General features: G+C 55.0%; 23 protein-coding genes. 9 read left to right on the top strand and 14 right to left on the bottom strand.

The genetic code is table 11. The features are described from left to right. Positions 1-1,128: 1,128 nt before the first annotated feature. The 3 genes from OSC10802_RS0108180 to OSC10802_RS0108170 form a co-directional block, all read right to left on the bottom strand. Entirely contained in the window at positions 1,129-1,710 is a 582-nt protein-coding gene (locus OSC10802_RS0108180; protein ID WP_071593288.1) for a CHAT domain-containing protein, read from the bottom strand. 99 nt (positions 1,711-1,809) lie between these two features. Further along, on the bottom strand, positions 1,810-2,499 hold the full coding sequence (locus tag OSC10802_RS39200) for a hypothetical protein (RefSeq protein ID WP_155967451.1): 690 nt from the start codon (positions 2,497-2,499) through the stop codon (positions 1,810-1,812). Positions 2,500-2,762: 263 nt separating this feature from the next. Then, positions 2,763-3,383, bottom strand: a complete 621-nt coding sequence (locus OSC10802_RS0108170; protein ID WP_017716303.1) for a TetR/AcrR family transcriptional regulator — start codon at positions 3,381-3,383, stop codon at positions 2,763-2,765. 131 nt (positions 3,384-3,514) lie between these two features. Here OSC10802_RS0108170 and OSC10802_RS0108165 point away from each other — a divergent pair, with 131 nt between their 5' ends. The 5 genes from OSC10802_RS0108165 (at position 3,515) to OSC10802_RS0108145 (ending at position 8,631) form a co-directional block, all read left to right on the top strand. After that, positions 3,515-4,948 (top strand): HlyD family efflux transporter periplasmic adaptor subunit, encoded by a 1,434-nt coding sequence (locus tag OSC10802_RS0108165; RefSeq protein WP_232731643.1) that lies wholly within the window; start codon positions 3,515-3,517, stop codon positions 4,946-4,948. Then, positions 4,945-6,120 carry an ABC transporter permease DevC gene (gene devC / locus OSC10802_RS0108160; protein ID WP_017716301.1) on the top strand — a complete coding sequence of 392 codons (1,176 nt, stop codon included), beginning with the start codon at positions 4,945-4,947 and terminating at the stop codon, positions 6,118-6,120. Before OSC10802_RS0108165 ends, devC begins: the two co-directional genes overlap by 4 nt. 95 nt (positions 6,121-6,215) lie before the next feature. Then, positions 6,216-6,929, top strand: coding sequence for a DevA family ABC transporter ATP-binding protein (locus OSC10802_RS0108155; protein ID WP_017716300.1), 714 nt, complete (start codon positions 6,216-6,218; stop codon positions 6,927-6,929). A 115-nt stretch (positions 6,930-7,044) separates the two neighbouring features. Next, positions 7,045-7,764, top strand: a complete 720-nt coding sequence (locus tag OSC10802_RS0108150) for an SDR family oxidoreductase (protein ID WP_017716299.1) — start codon at positions 7,045-7,047, stop codon at positions 7,762-7,764. Positions 7,765-7,926: 162 nt separating this feature from the next. Beyond that, positions 7,927-8,631: a cyclase family protein gene (locus tag OSC10802_RS0108145; RefSeq protein WP_017716298.1), complete on the top strand. Its 705-nt coding sequence runs from the start codon at positions 7,927-7,929 to the stop codon at positions 8,629-8,631. A 100-nt stretch (positions 8,632-8,731) separates the two neighbouring features. Here OSC10802_RS0108145 and OSC10802_RS0108140 read toward each other — a convergent pair whose 3' ends face one another. The 4 genes from OSC10802_RS0108140 to OSC10802_RS0108125 form a co-directional block, all read right to left on the bottom strand. Then, complete coding sequence (locus OSC10802_RS0108140; RefSeq protein WP_017716297.1) at positions 8,732-10,057, bottom strand: FAD-dependent hydroxylase; 1,326 nt, start codon at positions 10,055-10,057, stop codon at positions 8,732-8,734. 370 nt (positions 10,058-10,427) lie between these two features. Continuing rightward, complete coding sequence (locus OSC10802_RS0108135; RefSeq protein WP_026098279.1) at positions 10,428-11,195, bottom strand: YebC/PmpR family DNA-binding transcriptional regulator; 768 nt, start codon at positions 11,193-11,195, stop codon at positions 10,428-10,430. Between the two features lie 136 nt (positions 11,196-11,331). Further along, positions 11,332-12,048 (bottom strand): glucokinase, encoded by a 717-nt coding sequence (locus OSC10802_RS0108130; protein ID WP_369797060.1) that lies wholly within the window; start codon positions 12,046-12,048, stop codon positions 11,332-11,334. 391 nt (positions 12,049-12,439) lie between these two features. Next, positions 12,440-13,084, bottom strand: coding sequence for a histidine phosphatase family protein (locus OSC10802_RS0108125; RefSeq protein WP_017716294.1), 645 nt, complete (start codon positions 13,082-13,084; stop codon positions 12,440-12,442). Positions 13,085-13,374: 290 nt separating this feature from the next. Here OSC10802_RS0108125 and OSC10802_RS39195 point away from each other — a divergent pair, with 290 nt between their 5' ends. Further along, the gene (locus OSC10802_RS39195; RefSeq protein ID WP_017716293.1) at positions 13,375-13,893 is read left to right on the top strand and encodes a C39 family peptidase; all 519 of its coding nucleotides are present in this window, start codon (positions 13,375-13,377) and stop codon (positions 13,891-13,893) included. A 149-nt stretch (positions 13,894-14,042) separates the two neighbouring features. Here the strand turns inward: OSC10802_RS39195 and OSC10802_RS0108115 are convergent, their stop codons facing one another. Then, entirely contained in the window at positions 14,043-15,089 is a 1,047-nt protein-coding gene (locus OSC10802_RS0108115; protein WP_017716292.1) for an alkaline phosphatase D family protein, read from the bottom strand. Between the two features lie 359 nt (positions 15,090-15,448). Here OSC10802_RS0108115 and OSC10802_RS0108110 point away from each other — a divergent pair, with 359 nt between their 5' ends. Continuing rightward, positions 15,449-16,138 (top strand): Uma2 family endonuclease, encoded by a 690-nt coding sequence (locus OSC10802_RS0108110; RefSeq protein ID WP_017716291.1) that lies wholly within the window; start codon positions 15,449-15,451, stop codon positions 16,136-16,138. Positions 16,139-16,742: 604 nt separating this feature from the next. Further along, positions 16,743-17,204: a DUF4864 domain-containing protein gene (locus tag OSC10802_RS0108105; protein WP_017716290.1), complete on the top strand. Its 462-nt coding sequence runs from the start codon at positions 16,743-16,745 to the stop codon at positions 17,202-17,204. Positions 17,205-17,246: 42 nt separating this feature from the next. Here the strand turns inward: OSC10802_RS0108105 and OSC10802_RS0108100 are convergent, their stop codons facing one another. The 5 genes from OSC10802_RS0108100 to fraC form a co-directional block, all read right to left on the bottom strand. After that, entirely contained in the window at positions 17,247-17,942 is a 696-nt protein-coding gene (locus OSC10802_RS0108100; protein WP_026098277.1) for a hypothetical protein, read from the bottom strand. A 188-nt stretch (positions 17,943-18,130) separates the two neighbouring features. Continuing rightward, positions 18,131-18,955: an ATP-dependent sacrificial sulfur transferase LarE gene (larE, locus tag OSC10802_RS0108095; protein WP_017716288.1), complete on the bottom strand. Its 825-nt coding sequence runs from the start codon at positions 18,953-18,955 to the stop codon at positions 18,131-18,133. 204 nt (positions 18,956-19,159) lie between these two features. After that, positions 19,160-19,933, bottom strand: coding sequence for an ABC transporter permease (locus tag OSC10802_RS0108090; protein WP_017716287.1), 774 nt, complete (start codon positions 19,931-19,933; stop codon positions 19,160-19,162). 47 nt (positions 19,934-19,980) lie between these two features. After that, positions 19,981-21,054 carry a DUF5357 family protein gene (locus tag OSC10802_RS0108085; RefSeq protein ID WP_017716286.1) on the bottom strand — a complete coding sequence of 358 codons (1,074 nt, stop codon included), beginning with the start codon at positions 21,052-21,054 and terminating at the stop codon, positions 19,981-19,983. After that, positions 21,051-21,683, bottom strand: a complete 633-nt coding sequence (fraC, locus tag OSC10802_RS44115; protein WP_017716285.1) for a filament integrity protein FraC — start codon at positions 21,681-21,683, stop codon at positions 21,051-21,053. Before fraC ends, OSC10802_RS0108085 begins: the two co-directional genes overlap by 4 nt. A gap of 185 nt (positions 21,684-21,868) precedes the next feature. On the opposite strand from fraC, the gene OSC10802_RS0108075 reads away from it, so the two are divergent. Further along, positions 21,869-23,002, top strand: a complete 1,134-nt coding sequence (locus OSC10802_RS0108075) for a cob(I)yrinic acid a,c-diamide adenosyltransferase (RefSeq protein ID WP_026098276.1) — start codon at positions 21,869-21,871, stop codon at positions 23,000-23,002. Between the two features lie 179 nt (positions 23,003-23,181). On the opposite strand, the gene OSC10802_RS0108070 is transcribed toward OSC10802_RS0108075, so the two are convergent. After that, positions 23,182-25,884 (bottom strand): chloride channel protein, encoded by a 2,703-nt coding sequence (locus OSC10802_RS0108070; RefSeq protein WP_017716283.1) that lies wholly within the window; start codon positions 25,882-25,884, stop codon positions 23,182-23,184. Between the last annotated feature and the right edge of the window lie 553 nt (positions 25,885-26,437).

The raw sequence follows: 26,437 nt of genomic DNA, 5'->3' as shown, positions 1-26,437 counted from the left end.
TAGTATAGCATCGAAGCGGAAATTATGCCCGCCGGCAGCCGGGGCGAAATCAGCGCTTTCTTTGCGCTGGAAAAGTTCCCAAGTGTCAACAGAGGGTATTAAGAAACCCGGTTATTTAAATAAACCGGGGTTCTTTTGCGTCGCACCGGCATCTGTTTTGAGCGCCTGATGTGCCGGTGGGTTGAAACGATGGACCTCGGAGCTCGGATGATGGACCTCGGAGCTCGAACGATGGAGCTCAGAGCTCGGATGATGGACCTCGGAGCTCGAACGATGGAGCTCAGAGCTCGGATGATGGACCTCGGAGCTCGAACGATGGACCTCAGAGCTCGGATGATGGACCTCTGAGCTCGGATGATGGAGCTCTGAGCTCGGATGATGGACCTCGGAGCTCGGATGATGGAGCTCTGAGCTCGGATGATGGAGCTCGGAGCTCGGATGATGCAGCTTGTAGGGTGGGTTCCGCGCCGGTGTGGCCATTTGGGGGTGGGGTAGTGTCAAGAGAGGGGATTAAGAGTAGGGATCTATCGCTTAAAGCTGGGGAGGCTTGGCGGTTGGAAACCGCAGCTACACAGACGAAACCCGCCTACCCTTCGGGAAGGGCTTCGCCCAACGCGGGTTTCAAGAATTCCAAAAGTCCGCGAAGGCGGACGAAAGTTTGTATAGCCGCGATTTCAATCGCCGGGGATCTATCGCTTAAAGCTGAGGGGGCTTGGCGGTTGGAAACCGCAGCTACACAGACAAAACCCGCCTACCCTTCGGGAAGGGCTTCGCCCAACGCGGGTTTTAAGAATTGCAGAAGTCCAAGGGAGGCGGACTTCGTTTGTATAGCCGCGATTTCAATCGCCGGGGATCTATCGCTTAAAGCTGGGGGGGCTTGGCGGTTGGAAACCGCAGCTATACAGACGAAACCCGCCTTCGCGGGTTTTAAGAATTCCAAAAGTCTAAGGGAGGCGGACGAAAGTTTGTCGAGCGTGAATTCCAATCGCCGGGTGGGGGCGGGTTTAGAAATATATGTCGTTGTGTGGCACATACCTTTGGCGAACCCGCCCCTACAAGACGCACCGGCTACTCCCGCATCAACAGCGCGATAAATTGCCGCTTACCGGGCAAGGCACCCTGCGAGTCTCACCGCAATCCCTGACAAGTAAAAGCTGACCAGTAGTGCAAATATGAAAAGGGAAATTCCTCAGTGCAAGCTTTCTTCAACTGGTCCTGAGTTATTACCACATTTTGCTTCTTCTTATAGCACAGGCTGTACTCCTTTTTCAACTCCTCCACCGCCTCAGGAGATTCTTTTTTCGCTTTATTATAAGCTGCGGATGCCCGCTTGAATTCCTCCTCAGCCTCTTTCCGCTGCTTGTCGAGCAAAGGCGAAAGCACCGGCTCGTATTTAGCCGCCAGCTCGCTTCCCGAAAGAGTGCGCAAGTCCTCTTGCGCCTGTCTCAACGCCTCGGGGCGAGAAAGCTTTCGCTTGTACTCGTGGTAAAACAGAGAGAACAGGGACGTTGCCAGGTCGTCTACCGACCAGAGCGTGCTCACCACACTCCTCGCCCCCGCACACAAAAAGCCAAATCCTATTGTCAGGATATCATCCGTCAAATCTTTTGTCAACCCTATTCCCGTTTCGCAGCAGGAAAGAAAGACCGAAGTGCAAATCCGGAACCCGCCACCCGGCGGTGAGGAGTTCTCCCAAGGTGATAAAACCATCTCCCAATACGAGGACGGATTCTAGGCAATAAGCAGACGAGCCAAACAAAAACCCCTGGACTTTAAGCTCCCTGGCCGAACCTAGAAAACGAAAGTCACCTACCGGCGCTTAGCTCTCGACCTGGCGGCCCGCCGAGCGCGAGCCTCCTCCAGACGGCGGCGAGCCTCTATCTTCCTGGCTTCGTATTCGGCGGAGCGATCAGGAGAAGAGGTCTGAGCCGGCGACGGAGAGGGAAGGGGCGCAGCAGCGGAAGCCGCAGCAGGAGATGGGGGCGGAACTACAGTGGCTGCCGGTGTCGGAGCCGGAGCCGGCGGACGGGCCGGAGCGCTGTTGTCGAACAGGGCAGCCGGTGGAGTCTTGAGCTCTCCCGACGCCATCTTGTGAGCATCGCGCCCGTTCTGTTCGTACCGGCCAATTCGGAGTTGGGCGTCTTTATAGTGCGGGCTGTCTGGCGGGACTGTTTTCAAGAGGCTAGCGGCAACTTGAAACTGGCTGGAAACCAGACCCCAGTCACTAGCAGACTGAGCGGACTGAGCGAAAGCTGCCGCTCCCACCCCTTTATCAAGGCCATCCCAGTACCTGTCAGGCTTTGCCGCCGGGGCCGGCGCTGCTGCTCGAACAGGAGAGGGACTCGGGGAAGGAGAAGAAATCGGCGCTGGAGACGTGACGGTCTGTGAGGGATTGGGTGGTGAGGAGCACCCCAGTGCTAGGAGTAACAGTCCTGCCAGACCGATTCGTGCCGGTTTGACCATAACGAACTCAAAAACTCTTCTCTTCCAGATTCTCATAATTCCGCCCATCTCACCCCCTGTCCAAAGCTCATCGGGCCAGGGCTACTCACAGGATGAGCGACAGTCATTAACTTCTTCCCAACTGCGACAGCTGAATAAAGCTTGAATGAGATTGAGATAGTATCGGGTGAGTGCCCCCGATTTATACAAAAGAGATAAAAAACTTAACAATCCCGACTTTGGACCGGCATCCCGCCTGTCTCCCCCTGTCCCCAACCCCTCCCGACTTTGGACCGGCCAGAACGCCGGTCCCCTGTCCATCATTTCCCCGCACCGCTTAGCATAAAATAAGTCAGACTGTCAATGATCCGCTCCTTATCCAGTGGCATAATCTCTTTCCCGTGCAGAATCTCTTGAATCAAAACAAACTGAACCAGTGCCCCGAGGAAAATCCGCGCCGCCGCCTCTGGATCGGGAATATTCAATTCAGGATGAGAAGCCAAATAGTGAACTAATTTCTCCAGCACGGGTTGAGTAATGTGGCGGATAAAAATCTTCGCCAAGTTGGGAAAGCGCCCCGACTCCGCAACTATCACCCGCATGAAGGTGAGATACTCCGTATCCTCTATGACTTGATTGAGCAAAGTCGCCGCTAACTGTGGCAACACGATTTTGGCTTCCCCTGCAGGCGGCTCGGCGTTAAATAGAATTTGAAACCGCTGTTTCGCCAATCGCTCCACCAAGGCGGCGAACAGCCCTTCTTTGTCTCCAAAGTGGCTGTAAACCGTGGCCTTGGACACTCTCGCCGCCGCCGCCACCCGATCCATGCTCGTGCCGGTATAGCCGTGGGCCAAAAACTCCTGCATGGCCCCTTTCAGGATTTGCTCCACCTTCTCACCGGCACTCTCCCGCTTCGGTTCGGTGCTCTTTGCTCGTGCCATATCTTGGCCCTCCCCAGCCAAATATAAAATTTTTTTCTCTCCCTTGACGTTTCTATACTAACCAGTTTAGTATAGGAAGTGAGCAAAACTATACGGTTTAGTGTTATACGCCGGCAGGCAGGAGGGACAGGATGCTGAACTTAACAGTAGGGCGGTTGTCATCCGAGGAGGCGAATACGCCAGCAAGCGCGGGAAGTCGCCGTTTCAGTGTGATGGCAGTGGCGCTGGCGACAGCGGCTACCCTGATAGCCGGTGGCGGGGCGGCTTACACCTTCAGCCAGTTGCAGTCACATACAGCGGTGGAGACAGCGCCCGAAATTCCCAGAGTGACGGCGGTGACTGCCTTGGGGCGGTTGGAACCGCAAGGAGAAGTGATTAAACTCTCCGCCCCCGCCTCCGCAGAAGGAAGCCGAGTTGACCAGCTGCTAGTCAAAGAGGGGGATACGGTGAAAGCCGGTCAGCCCGTAGCCGTGCTCGACAGCCGAGATCGCCTGCAAGCTGCCGCCGAAGAGGCGCAGCAGCGCGTGGGAGTGGCCAAGGCCAATCTCGACCGGGTTTTGGCGGGGGCAAAAGCCGGTGAAATTGAAGCCCAAAAAGCAACAGTCGCCCGCCTAGAAGTAGAGCGGACAAACGAGATTGAAGCGCAAAAAGCAACAATCGCCCGCCTAGAAGCCGAGCGCAAAGGCGATATCGAAGCGCAACAAGCCGAGATCGCCCGTCTTGAAGCCGAACTCCAGGGAGATACCAGCGCTCAAGAAGCAACTATCGCCCGACTGGAAGCCGAACTGCGCAACGCCGAGAGCGAATCCAAGCGCTACGAATACCTTCTGGAAAACGGAGCGGTTTCTGCTTCCGCTGGGGACAGCCGGCGCTTAACCCTAGCCGCCGCGCAAGAGAGACTCAACGAAGCGCGGGCGAACCTGAACCGCACCAAATCAGCACAAGCAGAGCAACTAAAAGAAGCGCGGGCAAATTTGCGTAAGATTAGCTCAACACAGGCACAACAGCTGGAGGAAGCGCAGGCAAATCTAGATAAAATTGTAGCAGGAAAAGCCGAGCAAGTCAACGAAGCCAAAGCCACCTTAGAGCGGATTTCAGAAGTGCGCCCCGAAGACGTGCGGGCGTCGGAAGCGGAACTGAAACAAGCGCAAGCAGCCCTCAAAACAGCGCTGGCCAATTTGGAAAAAGCTTCTGTGAGAGCGCCCCGCGACGCACAAGTCCTCAAGATTCACACTCGCCCCGGAGAATTGATTGCGCCGGAAGGGATTGCGGAACTGGGAGATACGAGCCAGATGTATGCGGTGGCAGAGGTTTATGAAAGCGACGTCAGCAAAGTCCGCCTGAACCAGCCGGTGCGGGTGACGAACGATTCCCTGGGGGGAGAATTGCGCGGGACCGTGGAGCGGATTGGGTTGCTGGTGAAAAAGCAGAATGTCATCAATACCGACCCGTCTGCTAACATTGACTCTAGAGTCGTAGAAGTGCGAGTGCGTTTGGATGCTGACTCCAGCAAAAAAGTTGCCGGTTTAACCAATCTTCAAGTCAAAGTGCAGATCGAACTATGATAAAACTCCTTGAACGGCTTCGGCGCAGGACCCCCCTGGGATGGCTGCAGCTCTCTCGCGAAAAAAGTCGCCTGTTAGTGGCGGTGTCAGGCGTTGCCTTTGCCGACATCCTGATGATGATGCAGCTCGGTTTCCAAGCCTCATTATATGACAGCAACACCCGACTGCACCAAAACTTTCAAGCCGATATCGTATTAATCAGCCCTCAAGCTCGCTACCTGCTGAGGATGTCAAGTTTTCCGCGCCGCCGGCTGTACCAGGCAATGAGCGTCTCTGGAGTGAAGTCAGCCGAAGCGGTGTATGTGAATAGCGCCATCTGGAAGAACCCGCAAACTCAGCGCGAGACGAGCATTCTCATCGCAGGGTTCAATCCCGACAAGCCGGCGTTTAACTTGCCTGAAGTCACCCAGAATTTAAGCCTTCTCAAGCTTCCAGATACGGTATTCTTCGATCGCGCCTCCAAAGGAGACTACCAGGAGGTCATTCCTAAAATAATAGCCGGCAAACCCGTCACCACAGAGCTAGAGCGGCGCACAGTTACCGTCAGCGGATTATACCGGATAGGGGCTTCTTTCGGGGCGGATGGCAGCTTGATGACGAGCGAGCAAAACTTTCTGCTATTATTTCCTAAGCGGGACGCAGGAAGCGTTAGCATCGGCGCGATTCAGCTGGAACCGGGTTACGAGCCGGTGGCTGTGCAAAAAGTCTTGCAATCTATTTTACCCGATGATGTTAAAGTTTTAACCAAACAAGAATTTATAGACTTTGAGAAAGATTACTGGTCGAAGAGCACACCCATCGGCTTCGTGTTCGGGTTGGGTGTGGTGATGGGGTTCGTGGTGGGCGTGATAATAGTTTATCAAGTCCTCTCCACCGACGTCAGCGATCACTTGGGAGAGTACGCCACATTCAAAGCAATGGGCTACCGGCACCTCTATTTTATGGGCGTGGTGCTGGAAGAGGCGATAATTTTGGCAGCGCTTGGCTTTATCCCCGGAGTTGCTGTGTCCGCCGTCCTCTACACCCTGACTCGCAAGGCGACGAATCTCCCCATATACCTGACCCTCGCCAGAGCTTTGACTGTGCTAGTGCTAACTATTGTGATGTGCGTGATTTCGGGCGGGATTGCCACTCGCAAATTGCAAAAAGCTGACCCGGCGGATATGTTTTAATTGGGCATGGGCATGGGGCATAGGGCATAGAGGGAATGCTTTAAACCGGCACATCTCTGCATTTCACCAGATAGATGAATGGAAGGGACACTGGAATGAATGACAGCGCTGTAATCGACATCAAAAATCTCAGTCAATATTTCGGGCAAGGTCAGCTGCGCAAGCAAGTGCTGTTTGACATTACGTTGCAAATTGAAAGCGGTGAGATTGTGATTTTAACCGGCCCCTCCGGTTCGGGCAAGACAACGCTCCTCACTTTAATAGGAGGACTTCGCTCGGCGCAGGAGGGAAGTCTGCAGGTGTTGGGCAGAGAAATGTGCGGCGCTTCACCAGACGATTTAGTCAGAGCGCGGCGCAGTATTGGCTATATTTTCCAAGCGCACAATTTGCACAAAAGCCTGACAGCTTTGCAGAACGTGCGAATGGGGCTGGAATTGCACGAGCAGTATTCTGTGGGAGACATGCACCGCAAGTCAGCGGAAATGCTGGAATTGGTGGGTTTGGAACACCGGATAAATTACTATCCGGACGACTTATCTGGGGGGCAAAAACAGCGGGTGGCGATTGCGCGGGCGCTGGTGAGCCACCCCAAAATTGTCTTGGCGGACGAACCGACGGCTGCTCTTGACAGTAAATCGGGGCGCGATGTGGTGAACCTGATGCAAAAACTTGCCAAGGAGCAGGGCTGTACAATTCTGATGGTGACTCACGACAACCGGATTTTAGATGTTGCCGACCGCATTATTCACATGGAAGACGGAAAGTTATCTAATGGTTCTGAGCCGGCGCAACAATCTCTCGCCCACTAACCCGCCCGAAAAAAATATCCCTCGCGTCTCCCACCGGCCAGAAACCCGGTTTCTTAAAGAAAGCGGGTTTCTTGATATAATTTAAGAGTTCAGCACCTTATGATTGCAAGCCTTAATGAATGCCAGCAAAAAGGTAGCCGCTGTCACCGGCGCTAATCGGGGACTAGGATTTGAGACGAGCCGGCAGCTCGCCCGCTTGGGAATCCAGGTTGTTTTCACCAGCCGCGATCCGTCGAAAGGCAAAGCAGCCGCCGGCAAGTTGCTCGAAGAAGGATTGCAAGTAGTTTATCACCCGCTCGATGTCACCAGCTTTGAAAGTATCGAGCAGCTGGCGCAATTCCTGCGTCAGGAGTTCGGGCGTTTGGATATACTGGTTAACAGCGCCGGCATTTTGCCAGATCCCATAAATTCCGAGGCGGGAAGTGTCTTCAACGCCAAGGTGGAGACGCTGCGCACTGCGATGGAGACGAATGTCTGCGGACCGTTGCTGCTTTGCCAAGCGCTGATTCCGCTGATGAAAGAGGGCAATTACGGGCGGGTGGTCAATGTCTCTTCTGGCATGGGCCAGCTTTCGGACATGAATGGCGGCTATCCAGCCTACCGGCTTTCCAAAACCTCTCTGAATGCCCTAACCCGGATTCTGGCGGATGAGCTCAAAGGCACTAATATCTTAGTGAATTCCGTGTGTCCGGGCTGGGTGAAAACCGATATGGGTGGCCCAAATGCCCCGCTCACCCCAGAACAAGGCGTGGAAACGATTGTCTGGCTGGCCACTCTGCCGGACGGCGGGCCCACCGGCGGTTTCTTCCGCGACAAGAAGCCTATCCCCTGGTAGCGCTCCCATATCCGCCCCCAAAGCGATTTCGCTTGAGTGTATAGCCGGATTTTGTCTAATTTAGACTGTCGCCCAAGTGGTTAAGCGTTTGCCAGATATAGATAACCTTGAAAAGGTTTATCGCAAAATTTAGCTATTACCGGATAATGACTCTGTCTTTCGATGAGTGAGTTCCCCTCCCAGAAAACCATCGCCTACTCGCGGGTTATCCACCTGAGCCATCCGATTGACCGGCAGATCCCCTTATGGCCAGGGGACCCGCCGGTGGAGTTCGAGCCGGCAGCCGAGCTAAACAGGGATGGCTATTACCTGCGGCGCTTTTCGATGGGCGAACACAGCGCCACTCACATGAATGCGCCGAACAGCTTTCATGCGGGAGGTGCGGGGATTGACGCCTACCCCGCCGAGTCGCTGGTGGTGCCGGCAGTGGTGGTGGATATCCGCGCTCGCGCCGGTGCCAGTCCCGATTTTGCCCTCACCCCAGCTGACGTTTTGCAGTGGGAGCGAGAATACGGGCAGATTCCCACCGGCACTGTAGTGCTGCTCTATACCGGCTGGCAGGAAAAATGGCCAAACCCAGAGGAATTTCTCAACCAGGGGCAATTTCCCGGATTTGCCGGCGAGACGGCGCGATTCCTGCTCGAAGAGCGGGGGATTGCCGGTGTGGGGACAGATACGCATGGCGTGGACGGTTGCGACGCCACCTTTGCCACCAACCGGCTGGTGCTGGAACGCGGGGGGATTGTGCTGGAAAATCTCACCAATTTGCATCAGTTGCCCAGCACCGGCACCACTTTAACGATCGGCATCCTGCGCCTGCGGGGCGGTTCAGGATCGCCTGCCGGCGTGATAGCATTTCTGCCGTGAACATTTTATCCCTCTTCCTCTGCCTTCTTCCTCCTTGGCGTCCTTGGCGTCTACCCTACGGGAAGCCGCTGGCGCGTCTATGGCGGTTCACCATTAAACTCTAGCGCTTCGCCAGTTGGGGAGTGCGCCCCTGCATGCCGGTCATCAGCCGCAAGGCAAAAACTCTCACCGGCCCAATATTGCGCAGCACCCACAAACCCAGCCGGCGAATGGCTACCAGGGGCAGCCAACTGTTAGAAAACAGCCGGTCGAGGAAATCGGTAAATCCGAGAATAGTCAGGTTTTCCAATTTCCGCCAGCGCTCGTAACCGGCAAGCACCGGCACAGATCCGATATCAAGACCTTGCCGGTGAGCGTCTCCGAGCACTTGGGCGAGCGCCGCCGCATCCCGGATGCCCAAATTCAGCCCCTGTCCGCCGACGGGATGGCAGCAGTGAGCGGCGTCGCCAATCAGGGCGAGGCGCGGGAGGACATAGCGCTCGCTTTGCATCAGCTGGACTTGGAACATCAGCCGCTTGCCTTCCAATTCCAGACGCCCCATCTGGGTGCCATACCGCTTTGTCAGTTCCGCCAGGAATTGCTCGTCATCGAGTTCAAAGAGGGCTTTAGCTTCCTCGTGAGGGGCTGTCCAGACGATATTGCAGCGGTTGTCGGGCAGGGGGAGGATGGCGAACGGGCCACTGGGCCAGAAGCGCTCGTAGGCGATGTTATTGTGGGGTTTTTCGGGTTTAATGCGGGTGGTGATGCAGGATTGCCAGTATTTCCAGCCGCGAGTGCGGATGCCGGCGGCAATGCGCACGGGCGAGCGGGCACCGTCTGCGGCGACAACCAAGCGCGTGCGGATGAGGCGGGTTTCGCCCGGTTGAGTGGGAGAGGCGCTTTCAGGCGTAGCACAGGCGTCTCGCCTGTGCACTGGAAGACTCGATAAGGATCGCGTCTCTACAAGAACGGCATCGGGCTGGCAGTCCACGCTGGCGACTTCAGCGGGGCACAGCCAGGTGATATTGGGGCATTCGCTGAGAAACTCCTGCAATGCCGGCAGGATGGCGCGATGCTCGCCGACATAGCCGAGGGAGTCTGTGCCCAAGTCTGCCGGTTGGAATTGCACGACACCGGCACGATCGGCATCGGAGAGGCGTATTTGGGTGAAAGTGGCGATCTTGGGCAGGATTTTGTCCCAGACGCCGATTCCCTGAAAAATGCGGCCAGAAAGGAGGGAAATCGCGTAAACTTGCTGTTTGGAGGCGGCGGCGGCTTGGGTTTGGGCCTCGATGAGCGCCACTTTCAGGCCGGTATTTTTTAAGGCGGCGGCGAGGGTTGCGCCGGCAATGCCGGCACCGACGATAGCAACGTCACAGTCGAACCCCCGCTCGGGTGCCGGTGTTTGGGGGAGCTCAGATGGGCGAACGAGTTCCTGCAGTGGCATTGTTAAGGGAGTTTGTCAAAGGGATAGGAACATATACCTTTGATTATTTTGCCGCAAATCGCTGGGGAGGGGTAGGGGCGCGATTGATAAAGGGCGATTTCCCTAAACACTGCCGCGCGGTTTATTACTATATATCGCTTATTTTGTCAAGATGCCGGTTGTAAATAGGTAGGGTGCGTTCCACCTGATTGAATACTCTCTATAAGTGAGGTGTAATTGCCGGCGGAACGCACCGGACTTTTCCTTTGTGGGGTGCGTTCACGGTTGAATACTCCCTAGAAGTGGGGTAATCAGGCGTGCGGAACGCACCCTACTTTTTTACTTTAGCCGTTTTCGAGTGTCTGCTCAGCAGCAATGGCGGCGTCAAAAACTACACGGCGCTCAGCGACATCAACTCATCCGCCATATCGAAGTTGGCTGTGACGTTTTGCACGTCATCCAACTCTTCTAGGGCGTCCATTAATTTGAGCAGGGAGCGGGCGTGTTCCGCATCGGTGACTTCCACCGTATTTTTAGCAATCCAGCGCACTTCGGAATCTCTCACGGAATAGCCTAATTCCTTTAAAGTTCGCTGCAGGGTTTCCAGGGAAGCCGGTTCGACGAACACCTCAGCCCCCTCGGTTTCATCCACCTCTGTGAGCTCGTAGGATTCAGCGCCGCCTTCCAAAGACGCCTCTAACAGAGCGTCCTCATCAATCGGGCCGGTGAGTGTGACGACGCCTTTTTGGTCGAACATCCAGCTGACGCAGCCGGTTTCGCCCAAGTTACCCCCTCGCTTGCTAAACGCCGCTCTTAAATCAGCGGCGGTGCGATTGCGGTTGTCCGTGAGGGCTTCGACGATCATGGCCACACCGCCCGGGCCATAGCCCTCGTAGCGGATGGCTTCCAAACTGTCGCCACCGGCTCCCAGCTTGCCGGCACCTTTAGCAATCGCGCGCTCAATATTCTCATTAGGAATCCCAGCTGCTTTGGCTTTGTCAACCGCCGTGCGCAGCTGAAAGTTGGCGTCAGGGTCCGGCACGCCGGTGCGAGCCGCCACAATAATTTCGCGAGAGATTTTGGTGAACACCTTGCCCTTAACGGCATCCACTCTCGCTTTCTGACGCTTAATATTTGCCCATTTACTGTGTCCTGCCATAAACAGCTACCAGCTCTCAGCTACCAGCTATTAGCTTATCAGCGGTTGCCTCTTCCCGTGGCGCAATTGGCCCCCAAGGCGGGGGCATGGCCACTGGTGTCAGGGAGAGTTACCGGGCTCTGGTGATGGTAACCGCTTACAGCCTAGCGGCGCAGATGGCGGCACCGATCAGCCCCACTTGCGGATTGAGGACAAGGCGCACCGGCACGCGCTCCACCAAGAGGCTCACCCGCCCTTTCTGGGTAAAGGCTCGCATGAACCGGCTCTCCTGTTGAATCAGGGGCAGGTTTTTGGCCGCAATGCCACCGGCAATATACATCCCCCCAAATGGCAGCAGTTTGAGGGCGAAGTTGCCAGCTTCCGCGCCGTAAGCGTCCACAAAGATTTCCATTGCTTCCTCGCACAACGGGTCACTTTTTGCCAGCGCCGCTTGCGAGATCGCCGCTGCAGCGTCAACAGATTTCTCCTTGCGCCCCGTTTCGTGTTCCCAGGTTTTTATGGTGTGAGCGATTTCTGGCGACTCGCTTTTGTCGAGCCGGTCGCGCAGGAACTGGTAAATGGCCACAATGCCCTGGCCAGAAACAACTCGCTCGACAGAAACGCGGGAAATCTGGTATTTGTCGCGCAGGTATTGCAATAGCTGAAATTCCAATTCGTTGCGGGGGGCAAAGTCGGTGTGCCCGCCTTCGGTGGGGAAAACCACCACCGGCACCAAATCGGGAAACTCCTGGCTGGGGTAACGCGCCTCGTAGAGCGCCTGCTGCGCCGGTGATCCCACCCAGCGCAAGGAAGTATTGGTGCCGCCGATGTCTCCTGCTAGTAATAATGTCATGGCTGTTATAGCAGTATGCACTTAGGTTAGAACATTAGACCTTCAGGGGGGGCGGGACGCTTGCCCTACGTCTATATAGCAGTAAGCATTTAGGAAACCTACATTCCGGCCTCCCTTGCTCCAGAGCTCCCGAAGCTTCTATTGTTCTAACCAATATGACTGCTGCTATATTTGCTGTCATTGGTCATCAGTCATCCGTCACCGATCTCCGGTCGCCGGTCAAAAGCCAGTGACCCATGACCGGTGACAAAAGACAAATTAAGTAGGTGGGCAAAATTCAACTCAAGATATTTTATAGGTTCGCAAGCCCTCGATTTTCAACCTCCCAAAGGCTAAGCAAGCCCTCTGTCTGGAGGAAGGTGACGCTTCCGCTTCCCGCTTCCTTGCCGTTTGGCTCACCCACTTAATCAATTTAATTAAACCGGATAACTTCCTCAGTTTGGCTCAAATGCGAGGTGTCCCCATTGAGTTCCATTCCCCATTCTCCATCTTGCCGCACCAGTTTGAACAAACAGCACAGAGCCACTTTTAGTTCTGGCTCAGCGGCTCTGCCGGCAAGCCCCATTGTAGCGCCCAGAACGGAGGCTCCGTGACCCACTAACAGCATATCCTCCGGGAACTCACCGGCAAGGCGTCTGGCAGTCAGGGCGGCTCGTTCCAGCGCCCCATCGCCCGTTTCCGGGTATTGAGCCAGAACGCGAGAAGTATAGCTTGTGTCGATTTTGGGAAATCGCTCAGCCAATGCTTCGAGGGAGAGTTTTTCTGGCATTGCTGGCATCCACTCAGGGTTGAGCCATTCGCTCAACCCCGACTCGACTTTCACCGGCAAATCCAGAACTTCCGCTACGGCGTGCGCGGTTTGCACGGTTCGCAGAAAAGGAGAGGCGAAGATGTGAGCGACGCTCTCACCGACCAGCCGTTTAGCCAGTGCTCTAGCTTGCTCTTCCCCATCCGGGGAAAGGGGCGGATCGTAAGGTCTTTGCGCGGTGAGAAACCAATCGGGGTTAACGAAGTCGAGCCGGTTGGCGTGTCTTGCAATCCACACGGTTTGGGTCATGAACTTGGCGGGTGGTTTAAGTTCTCTTTTCGGAGATTCCCTCTCACTCTACCTCAATTCGGGTGACTTTTACCGCTGCCGACCTCTTAAGCGCGTGCTGCTTTTTTAGCTCTCTACCACAGCAGAGCGTCAAAGTCTATCCTTCGGTTGCCCTCGACCGGCGACTTCGTGCGAAAAGCCGAGATCCAGCGCCGCCGCTCATCTGTGGCGGCAATTTTTAATTCCCGGGTAGAGGGGGAACCCCCTTGAATTCAATATTAGATTTACCTTTTCCAGAGAATACAACAATTATGTTGCCACGCCAATTCAAACTAGATATTCCCTACATCTCTCCCTTGGAGAGTGCGAAGAATCCTTTCAGTTATAGCAGCTGCGCCAGTATGGCAATGGCGCTGGAATATTTAGGGGTGAAACCCCACCCTGCCGGCAAACCGCTGGAAGACGAGCTTCTAGACTGGCTAAACGAGCGGGAATTAAGCCGGCAAAATCCTTATGACTTAGTTAAGGCAATCAAAGCTTACGGTTGCAAAGACCACTTTAAAACCGATGCCACGATTGAAGAGGTAAAGGAATGGATTGCGGTCGGCAACCCTGCGGTTATCCACGGATATTTTACGCCGGCTGGGCAAGTTGTCTGCATCACCGGCTACACCCCTGCCGGTTTTATCGTTAATGACCCCTGTGGCCAATACGGTGAGGGCGGATACGATATTTCTGCCAGTGGTGCTGGGCTGATTTATTCTTACGAGCTGCTCGACAGCATCTGTAGGAGTGATGGGGATTTCTGGGTGCATTTCATCTCGAAGTGAGGCGGAAGGGTGAAGTGTGATTTTTTCCACTTCATCCTTCCTATTTCTTATAGGTTCCCAGACTGACAGCCGGCAGAGCCGGTCAGAAAAAGTCCGCGCAGGCGGACTTTGTTTGTATAGCTGCGATTTCAATCGCCAGGGAGCTGGCGCTACAACTTGCGCAGGTCTTCAAGTTGGATTTCCTGCTCTAATTTTACCAGATTTTGCCGGTCGCGGATTTGCAATTTGAGGCGAACCGGCTTGCTGTCCCAGTCGATTTCAATCAAGCCGAAATGGAGATCCTTGAAGAAGTCGCCCTGCCGGTAGCGGTTTGGCTCTCGCTCCAGTTTATCCCAGCTGTGGGTCAAACCGCTTGAGGTAATGTCGTAGAGTGGATAGGGAACACCGGCAGTCTGTATTTTAGAAATCTCAGCAAAATGCCGGTCCCCGCTCAGGAAAATAACGCCCGGCACTTTCGTTTTGGCAATTAAATCAAACAGGCGCTGCCGCGCTTTGGGGAAGTTAGCCCATTTCTCATATTTGTGTTCTTCTGGGATAACTTGAATGCCGGAAGCAATCAGATTGATGCCGGCTTTGCTGTTTTTCAGTTCGTTTTCCAGCCAAGCCCACTGCTCCTCGCCCAGAATATCGCTATTTGGGCCAGGAGCGTCCCGGTGATAGCGCCCGTCGAGCAGGATTACTTTCACCTGCTTGCCAACTGGGCCATAAGTATAGGCGGCATAAACGCCGGCTTGCTTGCGGCGCGGACTGTCTTGAGGCTCATCGAGAAAGTCTAGCAGCAATTGCATGCTTTCGGCTTTTTTGCTATAATCTTTACCGGCATTGTTTTGCCCGTAGTCGTGGTCGTCCCAAGTTCCGAGTGCCGTGGTGGTTCTGAGCAGTTGCTGGTAGTCCGGGTTGGCTTTTTGCGCCTGATATTTCTGCTGCATGACGCTCATGTCGCTGGTATCTGCATAAACGATGTCGCCCAGCCAAATCCAGAGATCGGGTTTGTTGCTGAGAATGGGTTGCCACAGGGGCTGGGGCAAATCGTGCTTGTTGCAGGAACCGAAGGCGATGCGGGAAACAAGGGCGGGCGGTTTTACCGGCTGGTTCGGTGGCGGAGAGTCAGACGCTAGGCGAGTAGCAGTGCCGCTGAAGAAGGTGAGCACTGCTGCGAGGACGAGTAAGAGGCGGGGGATTGACTGCCGGTGCATGGAAACTAGGCTAACACTTCACATAATAGTATATGGGAGTGGGGTGATATATTTGCGTGGCTGCCTGCGCCGGTGGCTCTGAGTTGAGAAACCCGGTTTCTGGGTTTAGGTTTAAGTTTAAAGTCAAGACAGGCGCTCTATTAAATCGCCGGCGGACAGAACCGATAAGGAAGTGCCGGTGAAACATGCGCTTTCTTCAAGCTGAACCCTGGCGGGCTTCCCGTAAAGTGCGCCGGAGCCGCACAGGGCGATATGCCGGTGGCGCTGGCCGGTTATTTCAAATTTATCGCCGGTCGCGCCAATTTAGGTTAAAATAGACCGGATACGAGACAGACTATCTGACAGATAGGTGAGACTCTATGGAAAATCAGATAACCTTACTCGAGCCAAACCCAGATGAGGTGGAATTGCCACCCACAGAGGATGAACTTCCCTACAATGACGGTATTCCTATGGAAAGCCTACGCCACGCACTACAAATGGACATGCTGATCGATCCACTGCGACTGCTGTGGAAGCAGCGACAAGATATTTTTGTCGGCGGCAATATGTTTGTGTATTTCTGGTTAGCTCAGTTGCGCAAGAAAAATTTCCGGGGTGCAGATGTTTTTGTGGTGCTGGATGTGCCGAAGCGAGAGCGCAAAAGTTGGGTAGTCTGGCAAGAAGGCAAAGGGCCAGATGTGGTGATTGAGCTGCTGTCAGACAGTACAGCAGAGCGGGATAAGGGCGAGAAAAAGCTGGTTTATCAGAATCAGTTGCGAGTGCCGGAATATTTCTGGTTCGATCCTTTTAGTGGGGAGTTAGCCGGTTTTGCTTTGCGGGAAGGGGTGTATGAACCGATTGAACCCGATGAACAGAACCGGCTAATCAGCCGGCAGTTGCAGCTGGCGCTGGTGCTGTGGGAGGGAACCCACGAGGATGTGAGCGCCCACTGGTTGCGGTGGGCGACGCCCGAGGGCGCTTTGCTGCCCACACCCCAGGAGCGGGCGGCGGAACTGGAGAGTCTTGTGGCTCGCTATCGGGAGCGCTTTGGGGAATTGCCTGAGTGAGATTTTGCCCCCAGGTTGAAACCTGGGGCTATACAGACAAAGCCCGCCGGTGCGGGCTTCACATTCCATAACCGGCAGGGTGGGCTCTAGCCATTTTTCTAAGGCTAAATCCACCAGTAAATCTAAAGAATTAGATTTGCAAAATTTTCCCCCTATCTGGGTCGGTTAAGATGCGAATATAACTTTTCCCCATCTGGAATGAGGGCAAATTGCAAGAATTGGAACGAGAGGGGGTGATACTTCCTATCTGTCATGCCCCCGCTGAACTCGCTGATTCAGCTTACCACGGCGGGAAGCGCCAGTCAAGCAGGTGAACCGGCAAATGCCCTTTCCTGTCTTATTCACTAACACGTCGCACAGAGTTCCGCTCCCCCCAACCCCCCTTGACAAGGGGGGCTAAGGATTCTCCCCCTTTTTAAGGGGAGGGCAAGGGGGGGATCTTATGTGTGCGACTTGTTGGCGAACAGGACACTTCCTGCCCCTCAGCCGGTGGTTCCCACGGGTGGGGGCTTTCGCAGTGGGGGCGCTCATTCTATTCGCCAAGTCTGCCGCTGCCTGTGCTAACCTTCTTATAATTAATGAAACCCTTTAACCGGCAGCCGGCATGAACCGAAAGAAAATTCAGCCAGCTTCTCTCGTCCGTTGGTTCCTGGAACTGACTCTCGCCATTTCACTCCTAACTTTACCCGTCAAGGCTCTACAAATGCAAATTACCGATACCGATCGCGCCGCCATCCGCTCAGTTATCGAGCGCCAGCTTATCGCGTTTCAAAAGGACGATGCAGCCGGCGCTTTCGCCTTCGCCAGTCCGGGAATTAAAGCCCAGTTCAAAACGGCGGAAAACTTTATGCGCATGATAAAAACCGCGTACAGCCCCGTCTATCGCCCTCGCTCCGTGCTGTTTGAAGAACTCACCACGGTGGAGGGAATCCCCGCTCAGCCTGTCCTGCTGCTCGGGCAAGATGGGGTGCCGGTGAGGGCGATTTACTTGATGGAAAAGCAGCCTGACGGAAATTGGCGGATTAATGGGTGCTATCTGGTTCCCGTAGAAAGCAAAACTGTATAAGCTTTGGTGAGAAACCCGGTTTCTCGGAGAAACCGGGTTTCTTTAAAAAACCCGGTTTCTGAGTTCAACCCGCAACATCTGGTTTCCTCCCTTCTGAAACTCATAAGGCACCGGCACCCTTTCCACCCCATATCCCCGCGCTGCCAATTCCCCCATCACCGGCTGCAACCAGGGCGACACTTCCCCGGATATCTTCAATAGGGGAAAAATCCGCACTTCTCTGGCGACGCGGCACATTTCCAGAATCGCATCCAGATGAAACTCTTGTGACAGGTGGTCAGAATAGGTGAACAAAAAATGACTGCACAGCGCCAAATCAAACATGCCGGTATTGAAGGGCAGCACCGGCAGCTCACCCGTGACATAGCGCCCTTCTTGAACCCCCACCGGCAAATCTTCCAGAAATTGCCGCATCGCCGCCATTCTGACTCTCCCCAGATTTTCGGGCGACTGAATCTCTTGCCAAACGTAGCAGTTTATGTTATTATACACTCCTCCAATAACCGCTGAGTAACTTTCCTCGATGCGCTGGGCAATTTGATGGGCAGTAAACTGATAAATTGGGTCACAAGAGATCGCCTTGTAACCCTGGCGCGTCATCTCCGCATTAAAGCTGGCCGGCCCGCCGGCACAGTCGAGAACCGACAGCTGTAAATCAGCCGGTGTCAGGTCAAACATCCTGATGTACTCATCCATGCAGCGACCCCACGGAACCACCTTCTCTAACTCTAAACCCACCGGCTTTTTCCTCAACGTATGTAACTCATCTCTTGCCATACCGAAACGAGGCAGAGCCTCTATATTCTCGTTCCCTGGCTCCGCCTGGGAACGAGGGATACCAGACTCGCTCTTTAGCCCCCTCCCCGTTGACGGGGAGGGGGTTGGGGGTGGGGTTCTTCACCCCACGAATGTGCGAGGCGTTTTTTTTAAGCTCCCACACCGGCTTCCAAATTCAAAACCCGATTCAGCTTGCCACTGCGATAGCCTTCTAAATCCAGCGTCACGTAAACAAAGCCAAATTCCTGAAACGCTGACACCAGCGCCGGCAAATCCGCCGCTAAGACAAACTCCTTAATTTGTTCCGGCGGAAGTTCTATCCGCGCCGTGTCGCCTTCCGATCTCACGCGCAGATTCCGCCAACCCAACAGGCGCAAATAGCGTTCAGCTCGCCCCACCCGCTGCAGTTTGCCGGCTGTAATTTCCTCCCCGTAGGGAAAGCGGGAACTGAGACAGGGTTGTGCCGGTTTATCCCACCAAGGCAAACCCAGCTCTTTTGCCAGCTGCCGCACTTCCGCCTTAGTCACGCCCACTTCTGCCAGAGGCGATCTCGCGCCGCGTTCTTTCGCCGCCTGAATTCCCGGGCGGTAGTCGTGCAAATCGTCCGCATTCACCCCATCCACCACATAAGGATAGCCCCGCTGAATTGCCAGAGGTTTCAGCGTGTCGTGCAGTTCGCTTTTGCAGAAATAGCAGCGATTTACGGGGTTAGAGGTGTAATTGGGGTTTGCCATTTCGTGAGTTTCCACCACTTCATGGGCAATCCCAATTGCAGCTGCCTGGATGCGGGCGTCTTCTAAATCTTCCGGCAGCAATGAGGGCGATACAGCTGTCACCGCTAAGGCGCGCTCTCCCAGCACGCCGGCAGCAATTTTTGCTACTAACGTGCTGTCAATACCGCCCGAGTAGGCAATCAGCGCCCGCTCCATCTCAGCCAAAATACTTTTCAGCTGTTCCAGTTTCTGCGTCAGCATATTTGTTCACTGTTAGTTGTTAATTGTCCAGGGGTTAGGTGTTAGGTGTTAGGTGTTAGGGGTTCGGTGTTAGGGATTAGGGCTTAGGTAGGGGAACTCTCGAACTGGGGAAATTGCCAATGCGATGATGCCCCATGCGATGATGCCCCATGCGATGATGCCCCATGCCCCATGCCCCATGCCCCATCCCCAATTCCAGCACCTTCAAAACTCTCGCCGCCAGAAGATGAGATTTGCCAGCGCCAGCAGGAGCGCGATGTATACCAGTCCATAGACAGCACTGACGAGCAGGGTTACTGTATCTGGCAACAGTCCGTAAACCGCTTCATTTTTTAGGTCGAATCTAGCCAAGTCGGGGATGACTAAATATATCGTTTGCGTGAGATTTTTGATCGTGGGGTTTTTGCTAAGTTCGCCCAGCTGCAATAAATCCCGGCTCAAGTGCCCCATCACATAGACGGCAAAGGTGAGCAAGGTGGCCAGCAGGGAACTGGTAAAAACCCCAAACAGAATCCCCACAGCTGTGAGCAAGGATAGCTCCAGAAACAGGTAGAGGGCTGCTACTAGAATGCTGCCCAGTGGGTAGGGAATCTTGTAGAAACTGAGAGTGCCGAGATAAATGCCGGTCATCAAAGCAATGAGAACGGCTAGCACCGCTGACAGCCCGATGTGTTTGCCGATGATAAATTCTGACCGGCTGACCGGTTTGGATAGCAACACCAGCACTGTCCGCTTGTCTATTTCTTTGTTAATCAGTCCAGTTCCCACAAAGACGGTGACGATTAAACCCAAGACACCAATAGCGGCGATGCCCACATCGGCGAGCATTTTGGCCTCCGTGCCGGCTGAGACTTCTCGGAGGAGCGCCTGTGCCGCTACTAAGAGAATAGCAAAAAAGCCGGTCAGGTAGAGCACGCGCTCCCGAATCACGTCCCAGAATACGTTGCTGGCGAGTGTGAAAATTCTGCTCAGATTCACCCAAAACCTCCTTAGATCGGTTTTTTTAGCGTAGCGCTCATCTCCATTTAATCACTAGATTCGGTGCGTCTGTCTAAAGAGCTCTTCACCTGCGAGCATTCAACGAAGCCGGTTTCAGCACGCTCCTGTTCGGGAAGCGCACTGGCGCGGGGAGCTTCTGGCTGATAAGTCTGCCCGATCTGGCAAACCTTTGTCATCTCATACGCTTCAGCGTTTGAAGTTGGCCCTCGCCAGATGGCTTGCAATTTTAATTCATACGGCCAGCCATCCAGATCTATCTCAGTCTTAATGTACCACCACTTATCTTCTTCCAGATTGCCGAGGTTTACCATTATTTTATCGTCATAAGCGTCTCCCTGCTCGTCAAGCTGCACTAGCCACTGGTGCACCTCTGGCCAAGGCTGGCCTTTTGCCGGCCAGGGTTTAAGCTGCCGGTCGATCTCCAACAGCCACGCCCTCACCTCTAGCCAGGGTTTCTCCTCGACATGGCTTTTCAGGAAGTCCTCAAGCGAGTTCAATATTTGGACGCCTCTGGCTTTTTCCCTCGGGGAAAAGTCCACTTTGATAACGAAAGCGCTTCTCTCAAAATTATCCGCTAGCAGGCTCGGATATTCCTGCAACCAGTCTTGGAGCAAAAAGCCAAATTCCCACCAGCAGCTGATTAGCAAGCTCGCCAAAATTAAAATAAAAACTTGTGCCACTGATAAATCCGAAGCTGATTTGTGGAGTTTGTGCAGCAGGGCTATCAGGGCGGAGATCACCGGCCACATTAAAAAGATAAAAGACGGAAATCCGCTGCGGTAATTTCCCGAAAAAACTGCAAAGACAAACAGACAGACTAGCGCCCCCGTGAGCCAAGCTCCCAGGTGAAACCCGCCAATATACCAGGGCTTTTCACTGGCCCACCAGTCAATGGCTAGAATTAAAAACACCCACGCTAAACCGGCAAGAAGATCGCCAGCGTTTGCTGATTCATAAGCCGTCTCCTGGAATACAATTTTGTACCCCAGGGCCATCCCCCAGCACAGCACGCTCATTAAAATTAGAGTTTGCCAGGAAAAAACACGGGGAGGTGTCAGTCTTTTCCGCCACTCAGCCAAAAATTTAAGGAAGTCTTTCATGGCCTTTGAGAAAAATAGCTTTGACAGAACAAAATCAGTAATATCGCGCTGTGACTGGCGGCATGGGCCCACAGGAGAGCTATCGCTTGCCGGCGACTGATAACAAAGCTGTTAGGGAGGTTTTTGGGTTCGCTCAGTGTCTTTTTGTGCGGCACTTCTCCGAAGACAACAGCGTGTCCAATAGTGACAGCGTTCTCTACATATAAAGGATATTCCGAGCGTGCCGTTGCCCTTCTCTCTCCAGTTCCCTCGGCTCGCTTTAGTTTAGGTTTGTTCAAATACTGAAACAATTGGTAGGATCTTATTTTTATAAATAGGGTAATAAAAAATATTAATGTAGCGGCTTGTACTATCCAAAAAACAGGACTTGATGGTGCCGGAGGTGAGAAAAAGTTATTAAAGAAGATGTAACTGATCAGCTGGGCTTTTAAGTCAGGGGACAGCCGGGGTGCGGCGAAAAAGAAAATTAGCCAGCCGGCAACGGTGGATAGCAAATTGAGGGAGGCGGCGTATCCCACACTCTTCTTGGGCCCCATTTTTAGCCGCCAGCGCAAAATCATTGCTTCTATGGCGACGGCAATTAGCAGGAACAGCACTTGAAATAAGATAGCCCGCAGTGGCAATACCATTTTAGAGGTTAGGTTTTAGGGTTTAGCAGCAGTACCGGCTTCCATGAGCGTGAGGGAGGTTGCCGCAGCTGCCACCGGGGACTCCCTGGCGTGTGTGAATCCGGCCTTAAATTTTGTGTGTGCCTATTTAGAAGGATACAAGACTTCCGCTAAGATTAAACAGCAAGATACAGATTTAAAACAATATGACCAGGATGGGCATCGGCATTCGCACCGCTCAAGCTCGTCAAGAGCGTGTCGTCGGCCAGATTCACGTCTACGATGGGGCCGGCAAGGGCAAGTCCCAGGCGGCTCTCGGCGTAGTTTTGCGCTCCATTGGGCTGGGGATTAACACATCCCAGCCAACCAGAGTCCTCCTGCTGAGGTTTCTCAAAGGGCCAGCCCGCGAGTACGACGAAGATGGGGCGATAGAAGCGCTGCAGCGGGGTTTCCCCCATTTAATCGATCAGGTGCGCACCGGCAGAGCCGAATTTTTTGGCCCTGATGAGATTACCCGCTTTGACCGCCTGGAAGCGCAGCGGGGTTGGGATGTCGCCAAAGGCGCAATCGCCTCCGCTCTCTATTCAGTTGTGGTGCTCGACGAACTCAATCCCGTCCTCGACTTGGGCTTGCTCCCTGCCGATGAAGTCGTCCGCACTCTCCAGCATAAACCAGAACACCTGGAAATCATCGCCACCGGGCGGGCGGCACCGGCAGCTTTGCTGGAAATTGCCGACTTGCACTCGGAAATGAAACCCCACTACCACCCGACAGCGGCGGAACACGGCATAGACGGAATTGAGATTTACACCGGCGCGGGGAAAGGCAAGTCCACCAGCGCCCTGGGCAAAGCCTTGCAAGCGATTGGCAGGGGCATCAGTCAGGATCAATCCCACCGCGTCCTGATTGTGCAGTGGCTCAAAGGCGGCAGCGGCTACACAGAAGACTCTGCGATCGCCGCCTTGCGGCAAAGCTACCCTCACCTGGTCGATCACCAGCGCTGCGGTCGAGATGCCATAGTCTGGCGGGGGCAGCAGCAAGAACTGGATTACGTCGAGGCGGAGCGCGGCTGGGAGATTGCTAGGGCTGCGATCGCATCCGGCTTGTACAAAACAATTATACTCGACGAACTCAATCCCACAGTGGATTTAGAACTGCTGCCGGTGGAGCCAATTGTGGAAGCTTTGCTGCGCAAGCCCCGCGATACAGAAGTGATTATTACTGGCCGGTGTCACAACATGCCGGCCTACTTTGATTTGGCTAGCGTTCACTCGGAAGTATTCTGTCACAAACACTACGCCAATCACGGCGTCGAACTGAAGCGAGGGGTGGATTTTTAACCGCAGGTGGACGCTGATTAACGCAGATGCCTCGTTCCCACACGAGTGTGTGGGAACTTGTGCTATAGCAGCAGTCATATTGCTTAAGAGATCAGTGGCCTGAGATAAAAGGCGTAGGACAGGCGTCTCGCCTGTCCTTTGTGTCTTAACCTAAGTGCATACTGCTATATCAGCCCCCCTCACGCCACCGCACTGCGCACCAGCATCACCGTGCAGTCGCAACCCCTTGCGATCGCTTCCGGAATATTCCCCTTAATCGCCTGCTGCAGCATCCCCTCCCGACTCGCGCCCAGCACAATCACGTCGCACTGATCCTTCTGCGCCAAATCTATCAAAGCCTCCGGCACCGAAGGCGCACACACCGGCGTAGAAATCACCGGCACCCTCAGCCGCCGCTCCAGAAACAGCTCGGCTGTGTCAAGCACCGCTGTGTCTGGCTTTGGCACAGCCGGCCCGAAAACCTGGCACAGCCTGACTTCCGGCTGCGCCCCGAGCGAACACAGCGCCGGTAAAAGTTGCACAGCCCTCTGGGAATTTGGCCCCCCCGCCATCGGCACCAGCCAGCGTTTCAAATTGAGTATTGGGCACTCGCCACTGGGCGACTCGCCACTGGGCGCTGGCAATTCCTTTTCTTGCCGGTGCCCAGCGCCCTGCGCCCCATGCCCTGTCCCCCATTTCACCAGCACCACGTCACAGGGGGCTTGCCGGATCACCGTATCCACCGCATTGCCGAAAATCCGGCCCGGGCTGGAGGTGCTGCCCTTCCAGCCCATCAAAATTAGATCGATGTGCCGCTCGTCAATGGTTTCCAGAATCGCCTGCGCCACATCGTGCGCCACCCGCACCTGCGTGTGCACCGGCACCCCCCAGTCTCGCCCTATCCGATCGGCCTGCTGCAGCAAGCGGCGGCTTTTGGCCGTCCTCACCGGCGTCTCCGCCGGCGCGCTGTGGCGCGACACCACCATCACCTGCAGGCACTCCAGCTCACAGTCCTGCTCCCGAGCGATCGCCGCCGCCAGTCGCAGCAGCGCCGGTGCCGTTTGCGGGTTGGACAGCGGCACCAGCAACCGCCCCTGCCCCGTCGCCGGCGAGCGGGTTTGATACACCACATAAGAGGGGGCCGGGTGCGGGCCCGTCTGAGCCTTCTCCCCCGTCAGCTTATCGCTCTCCGCCCGGATAATATCGCTGCGGGTAATAATCCCCACCAGCTTGCGCCCCTCCGTCACCGGCAGCCGGCTGAGGTTGTACCGGTTCAGCCGGTATAAAACCTCACTCAGCGTATCCACCGGTCTGACCGTCATCGGATTCGGCGTCATAATCTCCCACAGGGGCGTATTCCCCGGCAGCTGGCGCTTGCTGGCATTCGCCAAATCTGTCTGGGTGACAATACCCACTAGATGGCCGTCATCTACCACTGGAAATCCCCGGTGGTGGGAGCGAGAGAACGCCTGCAGCACTTCATCCAAGCTCATCTGGCTCGCCAACGTCTCGACGCGGCGCTGCATCACGTCTGACGCCGCCAGCTCAGCCAAAATTCCCTCCTTAGGCTTGTCCTTTTTCAGCTGAATGCCATTCAACTCCAGAAGCCGGTCGTAAAGCGACTGCTTGTCCACCTTCTCCGCTACCAAGTAGGCAACGATAGAGCCAATCATCAAAGGCAGCACCAGCTGGAAGTCCTTGGCGATCTCGAACACGATCACCACCGCTGTGATCGGGGCTCTGCACACGGCACAAAAAAACGCCCCCATTCCCGCCAGGGCGTAAGTCACCGGCTCCCCGATGCCGGTCAGCCCCAACTGCAAGACTCCCACCATGTGGCCGAGGGCGGACCCCAGCACCAGAGAGGGCGCAAATAGCCCGCCCGGCGCTCCCGAACCGGCGGCAATAATGGTGAGCAAAAAGTGAGCGACAAAAGCAACCAAGCTCATTCTCCAGCTCGCTTCGCCGGTGAGCAGGAACTCCCGCAAGCCGCTGTTGTTGCGGAACCCGACCGGCAGCACCGCCACCACCAACCCGCAGATCAGCCCCGCCAGCGCTATCCGCAACGGCAGTCCCAGGCGCAGCACTCGCCGGTTGAAGGTTAAAAGCGCCACAATCCCTTTGCTGAACAGGGTGCCCAGCAACCCAGCCAGCACGCCCAGGATCACGTAGACGGGAATCTCCTGAGCCTCGAACCGGGTATTGTAAGCGTTTAGATTCAGGTTCAGGCTGTCGCCACCCAACACCTGGGAAACGACGGCACCGATGAAAGAGGCGATAATCGCTGGGCCAAGGGTTAGTCCAGAGATGTCGTGCAGGAGTTCTTCCACCACAAATAAAACACCGGCAATCGGCGCATTGAAACCGGCAGCTAGCCCAGCTGCTGCCCCGCAGGCAATCAGCTGCCGCCGGTAGTCCGGCGAGGTGGGCATCAAGTGAGAGATGCCGGCGGCGAGAGAGGCTCCAATCTGCACCGTGGGCCCCTGCCGCCCCAGGGTCAGCCCAGAACCCACTGCTAAAATCGTGCCCGCCAGCTTGACGATGCCGGTGCGCCAGTCCAGGGACAGCCCCACACCGGCCAGGGCGGCTTTGACGTGAGGGATACCGCTGCCGGCGGTTTCCGGTGCCAAGCGCTCCACCAGCGCGCCGGTGAGCAGTCCCCCCAGCGCTCCGGCACCCGGCAGCAACACCCAGGCAGGTATCAGCAGGGAGGCGTGAACTCGCCACCCTCCCAGCCATCCCACGCCCTGTTTCAGCAACACACCCGCTAGCCCGCAAACCAAGCCAATCAGACACGCTTCAAAAATCGCTAGCCGTTTCGGTCGGATTAATACAGACGCCAGCGCCCTGACTGAATTTTGGCTTTTGAGGAATGAGTTTTCTATTAACAGCTTATAACTCATAACTCTTCTATTTTCTTTCTTAAAAAAACGCGCTTTAAAACATCCGGGACTCCCACCCGGTCCCGATCGCCGGTATTTGCCCCCCCGCCATTCCGAAGGAGCGCAACCAGAAGCAGACCGTCGAAGAACCCCACCCCCCTACCCCCTCCCCGCCAGCGGGTAGGGGGAGAAGACGAGGGGATTTGCTCTCCCTGCTGATCTCCAGTTAAATCTGCTGTTTTTGTGATATAATTACTGCACAACATTGCTGCTCTCACTGTTATCTTCATGCCTTGATTTCACAATCTCTCCTCACCCCTTCAGGCTAGTGCGAATGCGTCTGTTATTTTTCTCTAGTTTTCTCAGCCGGCTCTCAGCAGAGCACGCTAATCTGTTTTTATCAGGCAAGTTTATTTCCGATATAAGCGGTTTATATCGTCTTCAGTTGATTGACCGCAATGGCGCAGACCGGGGCCTTGAGATTCGTTACGCCCAATGCGATGATGCCCCATGCCCCATGCCCATGTTAGGGGGGTTAGGGTTTAGGGGTTAGGGTTTAGGGGTTAGGGTTTAG

This window comes from Kamptonema formosum PCC 10802, assembly GCF_000332335.1.
Lineage (GTDB): Bacteria > Cyanobacteriota > Cyanobacteriia > Cyanobacteriales > Oscillatoriaceae > Oscillatoria.
This window is presented reverse-complemented; position numbering and strand designations above follow the sequence as displayed.

What these genes read in the sequence shown, in the direction of transcription:
- OSC10802_RS0108105 (WP_017716290.1), top strand. Translation starts at nt 16,743, where the DNA reads ATGAACCGAAAGAAAATTCAGCCAGCTTCTCTCGTCCGTTGGTTCCTG.
- OSC10802_RS0108075 (WP_026098276.1), top strand. Translation starts at nt 21,869, where the DNA reads ATGACCAGGATGGGCATCGGCATTCGCACCGCTCAAGCTCGTCAAGAG.
- OSC10802_RS0108115 (WP_017716292.1), bottom strand. Translation starts at nt 15,089, where the DNA reads ATGCACCGGCAGTCAATCCCCCGCCTCTTACTCGTCCTCGCAGCAGTG.
- OSC10802_RS0108165 (WP_232731643.1), top strand. Translation starts at nt 3,515, where the DNA reads ATGCTGAACTTAACAGTAGGGCGGTTGTCATCCGAGGAGGCGAATACG.
- OSC10802_RS0108180 (WP_071593288.1), bottom strand. Translation starts at nt 1,710, where the DNA reads ATGGTTTTATCACCTTGGGAGAACTCCTCACCGCCGGGTGGCGGGTTC.
- fraC (WP_017716285.1), bottom strand. Translation starts at nt 21,683, where the DNA reads ATGGTATTGCCACTGCGGGCTATCTTATTTCAAGTGCTGTTCCTGCTA.
- larE (WP_017716288.1), bottom strand. Translation starts at nt 18,955, where the DNA reads ATGCTGACGCAGAAACTGGAACAGCTGAAAAGTATTTTGGCTGAGATG.
- OSC10802_RS39200 (WP_155967451.1), bottom strand. Translation starts at nt 2,499, where the DNA reads ATGAGAATCTGGAAGAGAAGAGTTTTTGAGTTCGTTATGGTCAAACCG.
- OSC10802_RS0108135 (WP_026098279.1), bottom strand. Translation starts at nt 11,195, where the DNA reads ATGGCAGGACACAGTAAATGGGCAAATATTAAGCGTCAGAAAGCGAGA.
- OSC10802_RS0108070 (WP_017716283.1), bottom strand. Translation starts at nt 25,884, where the DNA reads ATGAGTTATAAGCTGTTAATAGAAAACTCATTCCTCAAAAGCCAAAAT.
- OSC10802_RS0108155 (WP_017716300.1), top strand. Translation starts at nt 6,216, where the DNA reads ATGAATGACAGCGCTGTAATCGACATCAAAAATCTCAGTCAATATTTC.
- OSC10802_RS0108150 (WP_017716299.1), top strand. Translation starts at nt 7,045, where the DNA reads ATGAATGCCAGCAAAAAGGTAGCCGCTGTCACCGGCGCTAATCGGGGA.
- OSC10802_RS0108145 (WP_017716298.1), top strand. Translation starts at nt 7,927, where the DNA reads ATGAGTGAGTTCCCCTCCCAGAAAACCATCGCCTACTCGCGGGTTATC.
- OSC10802_RS0108085 (WP_017716286.1), bottom strand. Translation starts at nt 21,054, where the DNA reads ATGAAAGACTTCCTTAAATTTTTGGCTGAGTGGCGGAAAAGACTGACA.
- OSC10802_RS39195 (WP_017716293.1), top strand. Translation starts at nt 13,375, where the DNA reads ATGTTGCCACGCCAATTCAAACTAGATATTCCCTACATCTCTCCCTTG.
- OSC10802_RS0108110 (WP_017716291.1), top strand. Translation starts at nt 15,449, where the DNA reads ATGGAAAATCAGATAACCTTACTCGAGCCAAACCCAGATGAGGTGGAA.
- devC (WP_017716301.1), top strand. Translation starts at nt 4,945, where the DNA reads ATGATAAAACTCCTTGAACGGCTTCGGCGCAGGACCCCCCTGGGATGG.
- OSC10802_RS0108125 (WP_017716294.1), bottom strand. Translation starts at nt 13,084, where the DNA reads ATGACCCAAACCGTGTGGATTGCAAGACACGCCAACCGGCTCGACTTC.
- OSC10802_RS0108140 (WP_017716297.1), bottom strand. Translation starts at nt 10,057, where the DNA reads ATGCCACTGCAGGAACTCGTTCGCCCATCTGAGCTCCCCCAAACACCG.
- OSC10802_RS0108170 (WP_017716303.1), bottom strand. Translation starts at nt 3,383, where the DNA reads ATGGCACGAGCAAAGAGCACCGAACCGAAGCGGGAGAGTGCCGGTGAG.